11 protein-coding genes are annotated in these 16,610 nt (G+C 74.3%); 7 read left to right on the forward strand and 4 right to left on the reverse strand.

What is annotated here, in order from left to right; all coding sequences use genetic code 11:
* Positions 1-88 precede the first annotated feature (88 nt).
* From AB0H12_RS21800 to AB0H12_RS21810, 3 genes are all read left to right on the forward strand, one after another.
* On the forward strand, positions 89-412 hold the full coding sequence (locus tag AB0H12_RS21800) for a hypothetical protein (RefSeq protein WP_499624695.1): 324 nt from the start codon (positions 89-91) through the stop codon (positions 410-412).
* A gap of 115 nt (positions 413-527) precedes the next feature.
* Positions 528-881, forward strand: coding sequence for a nuclear transport factor 2 family protein (locus tag AB0H12_RS21805; protein ID WP_499624696.1), 354 nt, complete (start codon positions 528-530; stop codon positions 879-881).
* A gap of 159 nt (positions 882-1,040) precedes the next feature.
* Positions 1,041-4,010 carry an AfsR/SARP family transcriptional regulator gene (locus tag AB0H12_RS21810; RefSeq protein WP_499624697.1) on the forward strand — a complete coding sequence of 990 codons (2,970 nt, stop codon included), beginning with the start codon at positions 1,041-1,043 and terminating at the stop codon, positions 4,008-4,010.
* A 6-nt stretch (positions 4,011-4,016) separates the two neighbouring features.
* On the opposite strand, the gene AB0H12_RS21815 is transcribed toward AB0H12_RS21810, so the two are convergent.
* The 4 genes from AB0H12_RS21815 to AB0H12_RS21830 all read right to left on the reverse strand — a co-directional run bounded on the left by AB0H12_RS21815 (position 4,017) and on the right by AB0H12_RS21830 (position 8,233).
* Positions 4,017-4,235, reverse strand: coding sequence for a hypothetical protein (locus AB0H12_RS21815; RefSeq protein WP_499624698.1), 219 nt, complete (start codon positions 4,233-4,235; stop codon positions 4,017-4,019).
* Positions 4,236-4,387: 152 nt separating this feature from the next.
* A complete protein-coding gene (locus tag AB0H12_RS21820; RefSeq protein ID WP_499624699.1) occupies positions 4,388-5,353 on the reverse strand; it encodes a GHMP family kinase ATP-binding protein in 966 nt (321 codons plus the stop codon).
* Between the two features lie 64 nt (positions 5,354-5,417).
* Positions 5,418-6,029, reverse strand: a complete 612-nt coding sequence (locus tag AB0H12_RS21825; protein WP_499624700.1) for an LOG family protein — start codon at positions 6,027-6,029, stop codon at positions 5,418-5,420.
* A gap of 86 nt (positions 6,030-6,115) precedes the next feature.
* A complete protein-coding gene (locus AB0H12_RS21830; RefSeq protein ID WP_499624701.1) occupies positions 6,116-8,233 on the reverse strand; it encodes an AfsR/SARP family transcriptional regulator in 2,118 nt (705 codons plus the stop codon).
* 188 nt (positions 8,234-8,421) lie between these two features.
* Between AB0H12_RS21830 and AB0H12_RS21835 the strand changes: the two genes are divergently transcribed.
* From AB0H12_RS21835 to AB0H12_RS21850, 4 genes are all read left to right on the forward strand, one after another.
* Positions 8,422-8,652: a phosphopantetheine-binding protein gene (locus tag AB0H12_RS21835; RefSeq protein ID WP_230572445.1), complete on the forward strand. Its 231-nt coding sequence runs from the start codon at positions 8,422-8,424 to the stop codon at positions 8,650-8,652.
* Positions 8,653-8,733: 81 nt separating this feature from the next.
* Positions 8,734-10,986, forward strand: a complete 2,253-nt coding sequence (locus AB0H12_RS21840) for a lantibiotic dehydratase (RefSeq protein WP_499624702.1) — start codon at positions 8,734-8,736, stop codon at positions 10,984-10,986.
* A complete protein-coding gene (locus tag AB0H12_RS21845; RefSeq protein ID WP_499624703.1) occupies positions 10,983-13,364 on the forward strand; it encodes a lantibiotic dehydratase in 2,382 nt (793 codons plus the stop codon). The genes AB0H12_RS21840 and AB0H12_RS21845 overlap by 4 nt, the downstream gene beginning before the upstream one ends.
* A complete protein-coding gene (locus tag AB0H12_RS21850) occupies positions 13,364-16,597 on the forward strand; it encodes an amino acid adenylation domain-containing protein (RefSeq protein WP_499624704.1) in 3,234 nt (1,077 codons plus the stop codon). The genes AB0H12_RS21845 and AB0H12_RS21850 overlap by 1 nt, the downstream gene beginning before the upstream one ends.
* Positions 16,598-16,610: the final 13 nt, after the last annotated feature.

The raw sequence follows: 16,610 nt of genomic DNA on the forward strand, positions 1-16,610 counted from the left end.
CGACTGGTGGATCCTCGCGTGCGCGCAATCGGCGTAACCTGGCCACCCCATCTCGCGATTGCGCGGTTTCGCGACGCCGGAGGCCAGCATGGCGATCATCAAGAAACCCTTCGATTCCTACTCGATCGTCCACTCCAGCAACAACTCCCAGTACGAGGCCGACATCGCCTGCTTCATCACGGGCACCGTCGGCCTGATCGGGAGAATCCTCTTCTTCAAGGACGGCACCCCTCCGCCGCCGAACGTGCTGCTGGCGTACGGGCCGGAAATCCACTTCCCGCTCAGCAGGTTCCCCGAAGTGGTCGACACCTTGCGCCAGGAGAAGCCTCTCTACCTGTGGCTGGACACGGACTCCCTGGTCGGGGCGGTCGGCACGACAGACAAGGAACCGGCAGGCGAGGAGGAGGGCTGACGTCGACCCGGCCTGGAGGTCGGATCAGGGATGTGACCGATAGCCGGGCAATAGGGCGGGGTAAGCGGCGGCGGGCAGGTTGGTCCTGATGGCACAACCAGAGAGGGGGTCGCCGATGAGCGCGGATGCCGGGGTCACGGCGATGGGGATCGACCACGTCCGGCTCAGCTACCTCTACCTCGACCAGGGCGACCTCGACGGGTACGGCTCGCTGTTCGCGGCCGACGCGCGGATCGTCCGGCCCGGTGACCGGGTGTTGCGCGCGCACGTCGAGTCCGGGCACGCGGGGCTCAGCGTCGGCAACCACGTGGTGGAGGAGGTCTTCGGCGTCGACGACCGGGTCACCGTGACCGGGCGGCTGACGTACCGGGCGACGGGGCGGGAGGTGGGCTTCGCGGACGTCTTCGCGTTGTCCGAGCACGGCTTGTTGCGGTTCCAGAAGACCTACTTCTTCGTCGCGCCAGGGTAGCGGGCCGGGGGTGGTGGCGGCGCGTCGCCGCCGGTGGGACCGACTGCCGAAGGCCCGTTGGTCCTGTCGGACGAGCGGGCCGGGTAGCTTCGAGCACGACGGTGACACCGGTGCTCACCCCGAGTTACCGTGATCACGCGGTCGACTTGGGGAGCAGCAGTGGGGTTGCCAGCGCGATTACCGGAAACCGGTTTGGTCTACCGCGTCCTCGGGCCCCTGCACGTCTCCAGCGGTGCCGACGGTGACGTGAAGATCCCGCCGGGACGGCAGCAGGTGGTGCTCGCCATCCTGCTGCTGGAGGCCAATCGGGTCGTCGGCGTCGACACGTTGGTCGACGCGATCTGGAACGACGCGCCGCCCGCGACCGCGCGCACGCAGGTGCAGATCTGCGTGTCGGCGCTGCGCGGCACCCTGATCCGGGCCGGGCGCGGCGAGGCCATCGCCACCAAGCCGCCCGGCTACTCGCTGCGGGTCGCCGACGGGGAGCTGGACCTGCACCTGTTCGCCCGGCTGACCGCCGACGCCGAGGAGGCGATCCGGGTCGGTGACCGGGTGGCGGCGTCGACGTTGTTGCGCCAGGCCCTCGGGCTGTGGCGCGGGCCCGCGTTGGGCGGCACCACCAGCCGCGCGCTGAACGCCCGGGCGGCCAAGCTGGACGAGGACCGGCTCGCCGCCTTGGAGATGTCCCTGGACCTGGAGCTGGCCGCGGGCCGCCACCACCACCTGGTCGGCGAGATCAGCGCCCTGGTCGCGCAGCACCCGCTGCGGGAACGCCTGCGCGGCCAGCTCATGCTCGCGCTGCACCGGTCCGGGCGGCAGGCCGAGGCGTTGGAGGTGTACCGGGTCGCGCGCGACCTGCTGGTGGATGAGCTCGGCCTGGAACCGGGCGACGAGCTGCGCCGGTTGGAGGGCGCCATCCTCGCCGGCGACCCCGGGCTGCTGGTCGCGGCGCCCGAGCCCGAGGCTCCGCCACAACGCGCGCCGGAGACCACCGCGCCCCTCCAACTACCGGCGGACATGGGCGACTTCACCGGCCGCGCCCGGCTGATCGCGCGGGCCGAGGAGCTGCTGACCGGCCCGCAACGCGCGACGCGGGTGCTGGCGCTGGTGGGCAAGCCGGGCGTGGGCAAGAGCGCGTTGGCCGTGCACATCGCGCACCGCCTGGTTGACGAGCACTTCCCCGACGGTCAGCTGTACTGCGACCTCGCGGGCACCCGGGCCGCGCCCGCCACGGCGGCCGACGTGCTGGGGCGGTTCCTGCGCGCGTTGGGCATCCCGGGGTCCTCGATCCCGGACGCCGCGGACGAGCGGGCGGAGATGTACCGCCAGCTCGTGGCCCGCAAGCGGGTGTTGATCGTGCTGGACGACGCGGCGGCCGAGGGCCACGTGCAGGCGTTGCTGCCGGGCAGCGGCACGTGCGCGATGATCGTGACCAGCCGGGCCAGGCTGACCGGTCTGCCCGGCGCGCGGGTGCTCGAGGTCGACGTGCTCGACCACGACGAGGCGATGGACATGCTGGCCACGGTGATCGGCCCGGAGCGGGTGGACGCCGAGCCCGCCGCGGCGAACGCGCTGATCCGGCTGGTCGGCGGCTTGCCGCTGGCGCTGCGGATCGTGGCCGCGCGGCTGGCCGCCCGCCGCCAGTGGTCGTTGGCGTGGATGCTGGAGCGGTTGTCCGACGAACGCCGCCGGCTCGACGAGCTGGCGCACGGCGAGATGGTGGTGCGGGCGAGCCTCGCGCTCACCTACGACGGCCTCGGCCCGGACGCGCGGCGGTTGCTGCGCCTGCTGGGCCTGCTCGACGGCCTGAGCTTCCCCACGTGGGTGGCCGCGGCGCTGCTGGACGCGGACCTGTACCGGGCGGCGGACCTGTTGGAGCTGCTGGTCGACGCGCAGATGCTGGAGATCGTGGCCATCGACCTCGACGGCAGCCCGCGCTACAAGTTCCACGACCTGATCCGGCTCTACGCCCGTGAGCAGTTGGAGCGGCACGCCGCGGAGGACGCGCCCCAGGACGCGTTGGAACGGGTGTCGGGCGGTTGGCTCGCGCTGGCCGAGGAGGCGCACGCGCGCATCTACGGCGGTGACTTCACCGTGCTGCACGGCGGTGCGCCGCGCCGTCGGCTGCCGCGGTCCTCAGTGGACCGGTTGCTGGCCGACCCGGTGGCGTGGTTGGAGGCGGAGCACCGCAACCTGTGCTCGGCGGTCGACCTGGCCGCGGGCGGCGACCTGGTCGAGATGTGCTGGGACCTCGCGGTCACGTTGGTGACGTTGTTCGAGGCGCGCTGCTACTTCGACGACTGGGAGCGCACGCACGAGCGGGCGCTGGCGGTGGTGCGCGCGGCCGGTGACCGGCGTGGCGAGGCGGCGTTGCTGTGCTCGCTCGCGTCGCTGCGCCTGAGCTGGTCGCGCGGCGGCTACGACGTGGTCGACCTGCTGGACCCGGCGCTGGCGCTGTTCGAGGAGCTCGACGAGGTCCTGGGTGTGGCGATGGTGCGGCGCAACCTGGCGCTGGCGCACCACCGGCGCGGCGACGCGGAACGGGCGGAGCCGGAGTACCTGGCCGCTCTGGACGGGTTCCGGCGGGCGGGAGACCCGGTGGGGCAGGCGTACGTGCTGACGCAGCTGGCGCAGATCGACGTGCGCAACGGGGCGGAGGAGTCGGCGGGAGCTCGGCTGCGCGAGGCGCTGGGCATCTGCCGGGAGGTCGGCAACCGGCGGGTCGAGGTGCAGGTCCGCTACCGGCTGTGCGACTTGACGGTGCGGCGCGGGGAGCACCGGGAGGCCGAGGCGGCGTTGACCGAGCTGCTGGACGGTGTCCGGGAGTTGCACGACATCGTGGGCGAGGTGCGGGTGCTCCGCCTGCTGTCGGAGGTGAAGCTGGCGCTGGGTGACGGCGTGGGGGCCGAGGAGCTGCTGCGCCGGGCGCTGGAGGTGCACGAGCGGGCGATGGACCACGCCGGCGCGGCGGAGACGTCAACGGAGCTGGCGCTGGTGCTGGCCGGCCGGGGTGACCGGGTGCAGGCCGCCGACCTGCTGGACCGGGCGATCGCGGTGTTCGCCGAGCGGAACATGACCGCGTCCCGGGAGCGTGCCGCTCAGGCGTTGGCGGCGCTCGGGGCGGGCTGAACCGGATCACACCGCGGTCTGCGTCGGACCCCACGGCGTGTCGTCGGAGGTCGGGCCCCAGGGGGTGTCGTCGGACATCGGGCCCCAGGGGGTGTCGTCGGAGGCGGTCGCCGTCGTCGGGCCCCAGGGCGTGTCGTCGGCGTGGGCGGCGGTGGCGCCGAGGACCGGGAAGAGCACGATCGCGGCGATCGCGGTGGCGGTGGCGAAGGTCTTGGTGATGTTCATCTCGGGGCCTCTTCCTGGTCGGTTCCTGCTGCTGGAACCGACGTTAGGAATGCTCACCATCGCGGCCTTATCGTGCCGCGATGGAAGCATTATCGCGGCCGAATAGAGATCACCCAGAAGCCGCTAAGACCCACTTTGACCTGCGCATTCAGCTAGGCGGCCGTAGTTGCCACCTTTTTGACGAATGTGTTGTGGGGCGTGGCAGGCACTGTTCCCGTGGTGTGATCCACCGATACCGGGGCGCCCAGTTCCCGGCAGGCCGCGCGAATCCCGTCGACTTTCGCGTCGTGGTCCGGGTCGGTGCGCGACACCAGCACGCCGACCATCGTCCCGCTGTGCGCGACGACCACGCCGAGGGCGTCCGCGTCCCGGCTGATCGCGATCAACGGGTCGAGCAGGCGCTTGTGGCAGCGGCGCTGGTTCAGCTCGGCGCTGCGGGTGGCCACCCGGCCGACCGCCGCCAAGTCGCCCCGCGCCAGTGCCGCGCCGACGTCGTCGAGCAGCACGCCGTACTCGCGGCGCTCGGCGGCGGTGATGGCCGGGCGGGTCGTGTTGAAGTCCACGGTGTCCACCTGGCCGCCCTCGTCCACGCCGATCACGGTCAGCGGAGGTGGCGCGCCCAGCGCCCGGCACAGCGCCACCCGGCGGTGGTGGAACGCGACGATGCCAGGGTGCATCAGGCCATCGGTCGGCTCGACCCCGCGCAGCAGCAGTTCGGTCTCCCGCGGCCCCACGACGCGTCCCAGCGCGTCGCCGACCGCCCGCACGGTGGCGACGAGGTCGGCGGAGGAACTGGCCATGCCCTTGCCCTCGGGCAGGTCGCTGGTGATCTCCAGCGTGCCGCCGAACCCGCCCGCGCCGAACCGGTCCAGGGCCGACCGCGCGACGAACGCGGACTTCCGCTTGTGCTCGGGCGACACGCGCAGCTCGGACGAGTCCGGGAACAGCGTGATCCGCGCGGTGGACCAGCGGGCGATCGGCAAGGTCACCAGGAAGTCCTCACCCGACCCCGGCAGCGCGCCCTGCAACAGCTCGCCGAAGGTGCCGAAGGACACCCCGGTGCCGTGCCGCACCTCGACCGACGTGCCCCTCCGCGTCGCCGTCATCCCCTCGGTCACGACCCATCACCACCCTGTGCTCGGTTCGTCGTCATGTCGGTCGGTCGTGCCCCGTCGAAGTCGGTCACGACGTGGGCCTGCCGAGCAGGCGCAGCACGTCGTCGGCGGTGTCGGCCACGTCGAGCATCCTCACCTGGGCCCTGGTGGCGAAGTCGTCCGCCTCCGCGTGCGCCAGCAGAGCCACCAGCGGGTCGAAGAACCCCCGCCGGTTGACCAGCACGATCGGCCGGGCCAGGCCGCGCGCCTGTTCCAGCGCCATCAGCTCGGCGAGCTCGCGCAGGACGTCCACGCCGCCCGGCAGCACGACGAAGCCGTCGGCGAGCCGGTGCACCAGCTTGATCCGCTCGTCCGCGGTGCGCACGGCCTGCAGCACCGTGCCGCCCACCTTCGGCACGCCGCCGCGCAACTGGGACAGCGGCACCACGTTGTTCACCGGACTGCCCGCGGCGTGCGCGGTGTTCACCAACCGGCCGAGCACGCCGACCGGGGCGCCGCCGCACACCACCCCCAGCCCGACGCCGCCGAACCGCGCGCCCAGCTCGGCGGCGAAGGCGAGGTACTGCCCGCCCGCGCCCTCCCCCGTGCCGCAGAGCACCCCGACCCGGCGCACCGGTGGGCGCAGGGGCAGGTCCAGCACCTCGGCCGTCAGGACCGCAACACCGGCTCGATCCGGCATCGCCATCACCGTCCTCTCCTGTGGGCTGCCGTCCCGCCGAAGCCAAGACGTCGCCGCCATCGATGTCCTATCGCCGGGCACGGCGGTCACCGGCCCGAGGTCGCGGTGCGCAGTTCGCGCGGCTCGGAGGCGCGCGCGGAGGGAAGGGCGAGCACCACGCCCGTCGTCCGGTCCGGCTTGGGGCGGGGTGCGTGCACCCGCCGCGGCCGGGCGTGCCCGGCCGGCCGTTGTCGCGCGAACGCCACGACCAGGCCGCCGACGTGGCAGGTCAGGCCGCCGTCGGGGGCGCGTTCCAGCTCGAACAGGCCGGCGTCGACCAGTTCGGCGAGCGCGTCGTCGGCCTCGTCGGGGTGGGTTTCCAGGAACCGGGCGCACAGCGTGCCGGGGAACTCGACCGGCCCGGGTCCGAGCAGGCCGACCCGGCGCAGCAGGCGGCGGGCCACCGGGCTCAGGCGGGCGTGCGGCGCGGTCAACGGGTCTTCGACGTCCCGGGCGAGCTCGCGCCAGCCGTCGCCGGCGGTGAGCCGGGCGGTCTGGGTGGCGACGGGCCAGTGCGGACGGGCCGCCAGGCGCGCGCCGGCCAGGCGCAGCGCGAGCGGGTCGCCGCGGCACTCCTCGGCCAACCGCAGGACGTCGTCCTGCTGCGCTCCCGCGCGCTCCGCCCCGATCACGGCGGTGACGAGGCGTGCGCCTTCTCCGACGGTCAGCGGGCCGGTCGTGACGTGCCAGGCGCCGACGAGCGTCGTCAGCCCGCGCCTGCTGGTGACGATGACGGCGCAGGTCGGGCTGCCCGGGAGCAGCGGTGTGACCTGCCGTTCGTCCGCCGCGTCGTCCAGCACGACCAGCACCCGGCGGTCGGCGATCAGGTCGCGGTAGAGATCGGTGCGCTCGTCGGTGCTCGGGGGGATCGCCGGATCGGGCACGCCCAGGGCGCGCAGGAAGCGGGCGAGCGCGTGGGCCGGGTCGACCGGGTCGGCGCCCGCGCCGTGGAGCCGGACGAACAGCTGGCCGTCGGGGTAGTCCTCGCGCAACCCGTGGGCCGCGTGCACGGCGAGCGCCGTCTTGCCACTCCACGCCCGACCGCCGACGGCCACCACGCGGGTGCCCGGGTCGGTGGTGGGCGGGGCGAGCAGGTCGCGGACGCGGGTGAGGAGGTCGGTGCGGCCGGTGAAGTCCCGGCTGGTCGGCGGCAGCAGGTGCGGCACGGCACGGCGGGTTGCGGCGATGGGACCGGTGCCGGGGCCGGGGCGAGAACCGGGATCACGGCCGGGCATCCAGCCAGAGGCGGAGTTCGGACGGGCACCCGCGCTGGAGAGGGGGTCCGAGCCCGAGCCGAAGCCCGAGCGGGAGGCCGAGTCGGCTCGGAAACCCGAGCCCGGGCGGGGGCTCGGGTTGAAGCGGGAGGGGGAGCTGCGATCGGAAGTCGCGGCGGCGGCGGTGTGGGTGGTCGGGCCGGGGGTGGAGTCGGGGTGGACGGCAGGGCTGGTGCCGGCGAGGATCGCCCGTTGGACCCGTGACAGCTCCTCCCCCGGGTCCAGGCCGAGCTCGTCGATCAGCAGCCGGCGGCCGTCCTGGTAGACCTCCAGCGCCTCGGCCCGCCGGCCGGCCGCGTGCAGCGCCGCCATCATCTGCGCGCGCAGCCGCTCCCGGAACGGGTTGGCGGCCACCAGTTCCGCCAGTTCCCCGATCAGGTCCGGCCGCGGGCCGAGCGGTAGTTGGACGTCGACGTGCTCCTCCACCACCGAGATCCGCCGATCGGCGAGCGCGGTCCGGGCCGCGTCGGCCAGCGCGCCGTTCACGCCGTCCAGCGGCCTTCCGCGCCACAGCGCCAGCGCCTCCCGGTAGTGCGCGACGGCGCCCCGGGGATCGTCACCGGCCGAGGCGCGGCGGGCGCGGGCCACCAGCGCGTCGAACGCCAGGAGGTCGAGCTGGTCCTCCCGGCAGCGGATCAGGTAGCCGGGGCTCTGGCGGACCACGACGTCCGGCAGTCCCGCGCCGTGCAGCGCCCGCCGGATCGCGGAGACGCAGATCTGGATCTGCTCACGCGCCGTGGACGGCGGCCTGGTGTCCCACACGGCGTCCACCAGCCGGTCCACCGCGACCACCCGGTTGGCCTGCAACAGCAGCATGGCCAGCACCGCCCGCTGACGCGGCGGGAACGCCAGGCCGTCCGCGTCCAGCGGGCCGAGAATCCGGAAAATCATGTCTGCGAACCCCCGGGTCCGATTTCACCGAGCTGCTTGCGGACTGACCTTCGTCGCCCTTTTTATCCCGCCGCTATCGCGGACTTAACGGTCGCCCCGTTGCCCTCGCGATAGCACGGCGATAAGCCGCCTTCTTAGCGTTCCGCTCATCAAGATGCCAGGTGGGACCCTATGCAGGAGGTGGCGGGATGTCCGTCGAAACGATCGGCACAACCGTCCTGGAGGTCTTCCGGGACGTGCTGAAGAACAGCGAGCTCGGCGAGGACACCGATTTCTTCGAGGCCGGTGGTGATTCCCTGCTGGCGATCGACGCGATCCAGCGGATCGGCGAGGACGTCGGCCTCGACCTGGACCCCGTGGTCATCTTCATGTACCCGACGCCGGCCAGCTGCGCCGGTGCCGTCGCGGACCTCGGGTAAGCGCCGATGACCTCCATCGTCACGGGCCGGCGCCCGCCGGCCCCACCACTCGCGGCACCACGACCCGAGGCACCACGGGCGGTGCCGGTCACCGACGGCTTCCGGTGGTGGCCGGAGCTGATCGTGCGCGGGGCCGGGTTCGCCGCTTCCGGCGTGCTCGACCTGGCCGACGCCGAGCTGGGCGGGCAAGCCGACGACGTGGCCGCCGCCGGGGACGACCCCGTCGCGTGGCAGCGGTTCCGCGAGCAGTTCGAGGCCGCCACCACCGCGATGGGGCAACGGCTGCGCGACATCGCCGCGTCCCCGTTGTTCCAGCACGCGGTGACCTGGCAGAACCACAGCCTGCTCCCGCTGGCCGTCGAACCGTTCCTGCGCCGCCCGGCCACCGAGGCCCGCAACTCCAAGAACCGGCAGCGCGAGGAGCTGATCGCCTCCTACTGGCAGCGCTACTGCCTGAAGAACGACTCGATCGGCTTCTTCGGACCGGTCGGCTGGGCCCGGTGGGACGATCGCCCGCACAGCGAGGTCGTCGTCGGCGACCGGCTGGTGCGCCGGTCCACCGTGTTCTTCGAGAGCTGGGCGGTCGACCGGCTGGCCGAGGTCGTCGGCGCCACCTCGGGCCTGCGGTCCTGGCTCGCGCCCCGGCGGATGCCCTACCTGCGGCTGGTCGGCGATCGGGTCGAGCTGCCCATGGGCGCTCCGGTCGACCTGGACCCCCTGCAGGCACGGGTGCTGCGCGCCTGCGACGGGGTCGCTCGGGCCCGCGACCTCGGCGGTGCCGAGGTCGCCGAGGTGCTGGCCGACTTCGCCCGTCGCCGGTGGATCACCTGGAAGATCGACCTGCCGGTGACGCCGTTCCCCGAACGAGCGCTGCGCGCGGTGCTGGAGCGGGTGGAGGACGAAGAGCTCCGCAACGCCTGCCTGGCTCCGCTGGACCGGCTGGAGGCGTGCCGGGAGGCCGTCGCACGGGCGGGCGACGCGACCGCGTTGACCGAGGCGCTGACCGCGGCCGACCGGGTGTTCCACGAGCTGACCGGCGCGGACGGGCGACGTCACGGCGGGCAGGCCTACGGCGGTCGGACGCTGATGTACCAGGATTGCGCCCGCGACGTGGACGCCGTGTTCGGCCAGGACCTGATGGCCGCGGTCGAGCCGCTGGAGCTGCTGGCCCGTGGCTGCCGGTGGTTGTGCGCGCAGGCCGCCGACGCGGCACGCGCCACGTTGCTGGAGGTCTATCGCCGAGTCGGCGGGCCGTGCGCCCTGTCGGACCTGTGGGCGGCGGCCCTGGGTCCTCTGCGCCGCGACGTGACCGCGGCGGTGGACGCGGCCCGCGTCGAGTACGCCGCGCGCTGGGCCTCCGTCCTCCGCCCGCCGCCCGGCGCGACCGAGGTGCGCCGCTCGCACGCCGACCTGCTGCCCGCGGTGCGCGCCGCGTTCGACGTGCCGGGACCGGGCTGGAGCGCCGCGCGCTACCTCTCCCCCGACCTGATGATCTCGGCGACCGACCTGGACGCGGTGCGCCGCGGCGACTTCCAGGTGGTGGTCGGCGAGATCCACCTGGCGATGAACAGCCAGCGCAGCAACTGCTTCGTCACCCAGCACCCGGAGCCGGCCGACCTGCTGCGGCACGTCGACGCGGACTTCCCGCAGCCGCGGCTGCTGCCCGCCCCACCGCGCAGCGGCCCGGTCCGCCGGTCCACCCGCACCCAGTCCGCGCTCACCCGCGACGCCGACCGGCTGGTCGAGTTCCACCACCACACCGTCCCCGCCGACCGGCCGGGACTGCTCCCCAGCAGCGCGATCACCGTGCACGAGGGCCACGACGGCCTGGTCGCGGTGCTGCCGGACGGCACGCGGCACGACCTGCTCGACGTGTTCTCCGAGGTCCTGATGGACGTGGTGCTCAACGCGCACAGCCTGTTCGCCGGGCACGCGCACGTGCCGAGGGTGGTCGTGGACCGCGCCGTGGTGCAGCGCGAGACGTGGCGCTTCCGGGCGGCCGAGGTGCCGTTCGCGTCCGAGAAGGACGAGGCACGCCGGTTCGTCGCGGCCCGCGCCTGGCGGGAGGCCGCCGGCCTGCCGCCGCGGGTGTTCGCCAAGGCAGGCTCCACCGACAAGCCGGTGTACGTCGACTTCGACAGCCCGGTGCTGGTGAACGTGCTGGCCAAGATGCTGCGCGGCGCCGCACCGGACCAGCTCCTCGGCTTCACCGAACTGCTGCCCGACCTGGACCACCTGTGGCTGGTGGACCAGAACGGCGACCGCTGCACGTCCGAGCTGCGCTTCGCGATGGTCGACCGGCTCGGCGCGCCCGATGGACAGGAGGCCCCGTGACCACAGTGCTGCCGGCTCCGGGCGCGATCGCGGACGACGTCCCGCTCGCCCGGCCGGACCACCTGACGCTCGGCGGCGGCTGGCGCTGGTCGCCGCACGTGATCGCGCGCGGCGCGGGTTTCCCCGCCGACGGCGTGCTGCGGCTGCGGGCGCCCGCGCTGCTCGACCGCGCCGACGACCTGGCCGACGCCGCGCCGGACGACCCGCGGTGGAACGGGTACCGCGCCGCGTTCGACACCGCCGCCCGCGCCGGCGGGGTCGAGTTGCAGCGGGTGGCCGCCGACGGCGACTTCCGCCGCGCCGTGGCCTGGCAGAACCACCGCCTGATCGACGGCGCGCTCGCGCCGCTGCTGCGCTGGCGGGCCGACGTGGAGCCGCGCAACGCCAAGCACCGCGCCCGGGAGGAGCTGATCGCCTCCTACTGGCAGCGCTACTGCGTGAAGAACGACTCGATCGGGTTCTTCGGTCCGGTGCTGTGGGCGACGGCGGTCGGCGATCCGGACACCCGGTTGCGGCCCGGGCCCGGTCTGACCCGCAGCATGGAGGTCTACTTCGAGCCGTGGGCGATCGACCGGCTCGCCGACGTGGTGCAGGCGCTGCCCGGCCTGCGGAACTGGCTGCGCCCGCGGCGCAACGCCTTCCTCAAGCTGGACGGGGACGTGGTGTTGCCGCCCGGCGGCAAGCCGGTCGCGGTGAGCGCCGCCGAGGCGTCCGTCCTGCGCCTGTGCGACGGGCGGACCCGGGTCCGCGACCTGCCCGCCCTGCTCGCCGAGCCGTCCACCGTGGACTCCGTGGTCGCGGTGCTGGACGGGTTCGCCAAGCGCCGCTGGGTGAGCTGGAAGCTGGACGTGCCGGTGTCCAAGTGGCCCCTGCGCGAGCTGCGGGCGTTCGTCGAGGGCGTGTCCGACGACGCGCTGCGGGAGTCCGCCGCACGGCTGCTGGACCGGCTGGACGCCGGGCGGGCCGAGTTGCAGGCCAAGGTCGACGCGCCGGCCGACGAGGTCACCGCCGCCCTGCTCGACCTGGACGCCACGTTCACCGAGCTGACCTCCGGGCCGTCCACCCGCAACGCGGGCCAGGCCTACGGCGGTCGGACGCTGGTCTACGCCGACTCCCGCCGGGACGCCGACCTGACCATCGGCACGACCCTGCTGGCCGCGGCCGAGCCGGTGCGGCTGCTGGCGGACAGCGCGCGGTGGTTCTGCGCCGAGGTCTCCGCGGGCGTGCGGCCCGCGCTGGACGAGGTGCACCGGTCGTTCGACACCGCCGCACCGGTCGACTTCGCCTCGTTCTGGGTGAAGTCGCTGGTGCCGCTGCGCTCGGCGATCAACCGCGCGGCCGACGCGACCGCCGCGGAGTTCCGCCGCCGGTGGGCCGAGGTGCTGCGGCTGCCCGAGGGCGAACGGCGGGTGCGCCGGACGTCCGCCGACCTGCTGCCCGCCGTGGGCGCGGCGTTCGCCGCCACCGGGCCGGGGTGGTCGGCCGCCCGGCACTTCAGCCCGGACCTCATGGTGGCCGCGCGGGACGGCGACGCGATCAACCGCGGCGAGTTCGAGCTGGTGCTCGGCGAGGCGCACATGGCGATCAACGCCCAGCGCAGCAACTGCCTGGTCAGCCAGCACCCCGACCTGCCCGCGCTGCTCGCGCAGACCGACGAGGAGTTCCCCCGGCCGAGGCTGCTGCCGGTGCTGCCCAAGGGCAGCCTGCCGCGCCTGTCGATCCGCACGCACCCCGGGTTCGTGCGGGACCGCGACTTCCTGCTGGAGACCACGCACCACACCGTGCACGCCGACCGGCCCGGCCTGGTCGCCGCGCGCGACGTGGCGGTGGTGCGGGTGGCGGGCGGACTGGCGCTGCGCCTGCCCACCGGCGAGGTGTTCGACGTGCTGGACGCGTTCTCCGAGATCCTGATGGACGCGGTGATCGACCGGTTCAGCCTGTTCGACGACCGCCCGCACACGCCGCGCGTCACCGTCGACAAGGTGGTGCTCAGCCGGGAGAAGTGGCGGGTGCCGAGCACGTCGGTGCCGTTCGCCAAGTGCAAGGACGAGGCGCTGCGGTTCGTGCTGGCCCGGCGGTGGCGGCGCGAGCTGGGCCTGCCCGAGCAGGTCTTCGTCACGCCGGTGAAGGGCGCCAAGCCGGTCTACATCGACTTCGACAGCCCGGTCTACGTGAACCTGCTGGCGAAGTTCGCCCGGCGGGCGGCGGAGACGGGTTCGGTGCTGACCGTTTCCGAGATGCTGCCCCGGCACAACGGGCTGTGGCTGCGCGACGGCGCGGGCCACCGCTACACGTCCGAGCTGCGGCTGGCCGCGTTCGACCTGACCGGCGGCGGGCCTTCCACCGACGGCGACCGATTCCGGACGGAGGGACCGTGATGGCCGACCCCGTGATCGCCGACCCGACGACCGGCCCGACGACCGGCCCGGCGGCGGGCGCGCTGCCCCGCAACCAGCGGCGCCTGTGGTTCACCCACCAGCTCGACCCCAGCGGCGAGGAGCTCCTGGTGCCGCTGGTGCTGAGGTTCTCCGGGCCGCTGGACGTGCCCGCGCTCCGCGCGGCGCTGACCGGGATCACCGCCCGCCACGAGGTCCTGCGCACCTCCGTGGTCACGGTGGACGACGAGCCGGTCGCGGTCGTCCGGCCGGTGGGCGCGTTCGACCTGGCGGTGACCGCGCTGCCCGAGGGCGCCGAGCTCGGCCCGGCCGTGGACGCCGAACTGCGCGTCCCGTTCGACCTGGCGGGCGGGTTGCCGATCCGGGCCCGGCTGTTCCGGCTCGCCGCCGAGGAGCACGTGCTGTGCGTGAGCGTGCACCACATCGCGTTCGACGGCTGGTCGGCGGCGGTGTTCCAGGACGAGCTGGCCGCGCTGTACGACGCGCACCGCGCGGGCGCCGTCCCGGAGCTGCCCGCGCCGCCCGCCCAGTTCCGCGAGGTCGCGCTGGCCGCCGACGACCAGCTCGCCGTCGGTGACCGGCTGGTCCGCGGCCTGGCGTTCTGGCGGGCCGAGCTGGCGGACGCGCCCGCGTTCGAGCTGCCACCGGACCGGGCGCGGCCCGCCCGCCGCTCGGGTCGCGGCACGACGGCCTCGTTCACCCTGTCCCCGCAGGCCGCCGAGGCGCTCGCCGGGGTGGCGCGCTCCCGGCGGGCGACCCTGTTCTCGGTCCTGCTGGCCGCCGCCCAGGTGTTCTGCCACCGGGTGTCGGGGCGCGGCGACGTGGTCACCGGCACCTCGCTCGCCGAACGCGACCAGGCCGTGCGCAAGAACCTGATCGGGCCGTTCCTGGCCATGTTGGTGCTGCGCAACGACCTGACCGGCAACCCGCCGTTCGCCGAGCTGGTCGGGCGGGTCCGCCGCCGGATGATCGAGGCCTACGCCCACCGGCACGTGCCGTTCGACCTGCTCGTGGAGGAGCTGGCGCCGGAGCGGGACCTGTCGCGCACCCCGCTGTTCGGCGTGCTGGTGGACATCCAGCCCGGCGCGGTGCGGCTGCCCGAGCTTGCCGGTCTGACGACAGGCGCGGTGCCGGTGGCCGGGAAGACGGCGCGCTACGACGTCGAGATCGCCTTCACCACGTGGGCCGACGGCCGGATCGACTGCCGCGTGACCGGTGACGCCGCGCTCTACCGGGCGGACACCGTGCGGCGCTGGGCCCGTCAGCTCGACACCTTGCTGGCGGACCTGGCGGAACGACCGGAGCAGCGCATCGACGAGGCCGCGCTGTCCTCGTCCGACGAGGTGGCCGGGCTGCGCGCGGTCACCGTGCCCGCGCCCGTGCCCTTCCCCGCCCGCACCCTGCACGAGCTGTTCACCGACCAGGCCGCCCGCACCCCCGACGCCACGGCCGTGGTCACGGCGGACGGCGAGCGGCTGTCCTACCGGGAGCTGGCCGACCGGTCCGACGTGATCGGGCGGGCGCTGGTCGCCCGCGGCGTGCGGGTGGACGACGTGGTGGGCGTGCGCATGGACCGCACGGCGGACCTGGTGCCCGCGCTGCTGGGCGTGCTCAAGGCCGGTGCGTCGTTCCTGCCCCTGGAGACGGACACGCCGCCGGCCAGGGTGGCCAAGCTGCTCACCGGCGCCCGCGCCCGGCTGTGCCTGTCGGACCGCGGCCTGCCCCACGCGGGCGTGCCGACGGCGGCCCCGGACGAGCTGGTCGACCCCGGTCCGGACGTCGCGCTGCCCGAGGTGCACCCGCTCGACCTGTGCTCGGTGTACTGCACGTCCGGGTCGACCGGCGAGCCGAAGCGCGTGGCCAGCACCCACGAGGGCTGGGTCAACCGGATGCTGTGGATGCAGCGCAGGCACGGCCTGCGGCCCGGCGGGACGGTGCTGCACAAGACGACGCTGACCTTCGACGACGCCGCCGTGGAGGTGTTCTGGCCGCTGCTGACCGGCGGTGTGGTGGCGTTGCTCGGCCCGGGGCTGCACCGCGACCCGCGGGCGATCGTGGCCGCCGGCGTCCGGCACGACGCGGCGCACGTCCAGTTCGTGCCGAGCATGCTGGAGTTCTTCGTCGAGGCGGTCACCCCGGCCGACCTCGCCGGCTGGCCGTCGCTGCGCAGCGTGCTGTCCAGCGGCGAGGCGCTGCGACCGGACCTGGTGCGCCGGTTCCTCGACGTCACGGCCGCGGCGGGCCGGTCGATCAGCCTGGACAACACCTGGGGCGCCACCGAGGTGTCGATCGACTCGACCTTCCACGTCTGCGGCCCCGACGACGTGGGCCCGGACGCCGCCGCCGGCGCCGTGTCGCTCGGCGTGCCGCTGGACAACAACGAGGTGCACGTCCTGGACGAGCACCTGCGGCCGGTGCCGGTCGGCGTGCCCGGCGAGCTGTACCTGGGCGGTGTCGGGCTGGCCCGGGGCTACCTGCACGACCCGCGGCGCACCGCCGAGTCGTTCGTGCCGCACGTCGAGCGACCCGGGGAACGGCTCTACCGCACCGGCGACGTGGGCCGGCTGCGGCCCGACGGGTCCGCGGAGTTCCTCGGCCGCGCCGACGACCAGGTGAAGGTGCGCGGTGTGCGCATCGAGCTGGGCGAGATCGAGGCCGTGCTGCGCGAGCACCCCGGGATCGCCGACGCCGTGGCCGCCGTGCGCGCCACCGCCGCCGGTCCGACCGTGGTCGGCTACGTGGTGCCCGTGCCCGGCGCCGCCCCGGGCACGGCCGAGCTGCGCGCGTTCGCCGCCGACCGGCTCACGGGGTACGCGGTGCCCGGCGCTCTGGTGGTGCTGGACGCCCTCCCGTTGCTGCCCAACGGGAAGCTCGACCGGCGGGCGCTGCCCGTGCCCGAGCAGGCCGACGTGCCGGCGGCGGAATTCGTCGAGCCGCGTGACTCCGCCGAGCTCGCCGTGGCCGAGCTGTGGGCCGAGGCGCTGGGCCGGCCGAGGGTGGGCGCGACCGACGACTTCTTCGCGCTCGGCGGGCACTCGCTGCTCGCGATCCGGGTGACCAACGCGATGAGCCGCGCGTTCGGCGTGGCGCTGTCGCCGGTGCTGCTGTTCGAGCGGCGCACCGTCGCGGCGGTGGCCGAGCGGGTCACCGACCTGGTGCTCGCCGACGTGGACGCGTTGAGCGACCACGACGCGGAACGACTCCTGACCTCCTGACCGCACGAGACCC

It is taken from the genome of Actinosynnema sp. NPDC023794, assembly GCF_040639675.1.
In the GTDB taxonomy this organism is placed as follows: Bacteria; Actinomycetota; Actinomycetes; order Mycobacteriales; family Pseudonocardiaceae; genus Actinosynnema; species Actinosynnema luteola.